Origin of the sequence: Halorubrum sp. SP3, assembly GCF_005435195.1 — an archaeon.
GTDB classification, from domain to species: domain Archaea; phylum Halobacteriota; class Halobacteria; order Halobacteriales; family Haloferacaceae; genus Halorubrum; species Halorubrum sodomense.
In genome coordinates, this window is the sequence record NZ_SGTU01000035.1 from 3,344 (window position 1) to 3,975 (window position 632).

Annotated in this window: 2 pseudogenes; both read right to left on the reverse strand. The window is 64.6% G+C overall.

The features are described 5' to 3' along the window. Positions 1–371: pseudogene (locus tag EXE42_RS20255) on the reverse strand (hypothetical protein); the annotation flags it as partial. Next, positions 368–632, reverse strand: a pseudogene (locus EXE42_RS14870) (hypothetical protein); the annotation flags it as partial. The pseudogenes EXE42_RS14870 and EXE42_RS20255, both read right to left, overlap by 4 nt.

Here is a 632-nt window from a genome sequence, read left to right on the forward strand (position 1 = left end):
GTGAGGTCGTACGTCGAGTTGACGAACTCGTCATCGTCGAGGATTTCGAGCTCGCGGAAGTCTTCGAGCGGGAGTCGGTAGATCCCGCCGTCGAGTACGCGAGCGTCGAGGTCGATAAGGTAGACCCATGCGGGATTGTAGAGCCACGATACGACCTTGTTCCCGACGAGGAACCCGAGCGGGGAGAGACCGACCGCGGCGACGCCGAACACGTACCAGAAGCGCGGTACTTCGAGGTCGAATCCGACGATCGCGGAGAGGCCGACGAGCGCGATCACACCGACGACCAGCTCGGGCGCGTGGCCGTGGAGCCAGTCGAGTATCTTGACGTGGCGGGGCGGCTCGGGTCGGGGTTCTGGTGCGTCTCTCATGCTAACCTCTCGGGTTCCTCGCTGCGTCCGTAGACGACCTTTGCCACGAGGAAGATGGTCACAACGGCGACACCGGCGCCGCCACCGAGTCCGGCGGCCTGTGCGTCGCTGGCGGTGAACGGCCCGGCGACGATGGTCGAGGTCGTTTCGAGCGGGACGCCGTAGAGCGTGGTCCCGTCGTCGATCGTCACTCCGGCGCGTCCGTTCGATGGTTGAACGGGCATCCGAATCTCAGTCTTGGCGTCGACGATGAACGAGTCT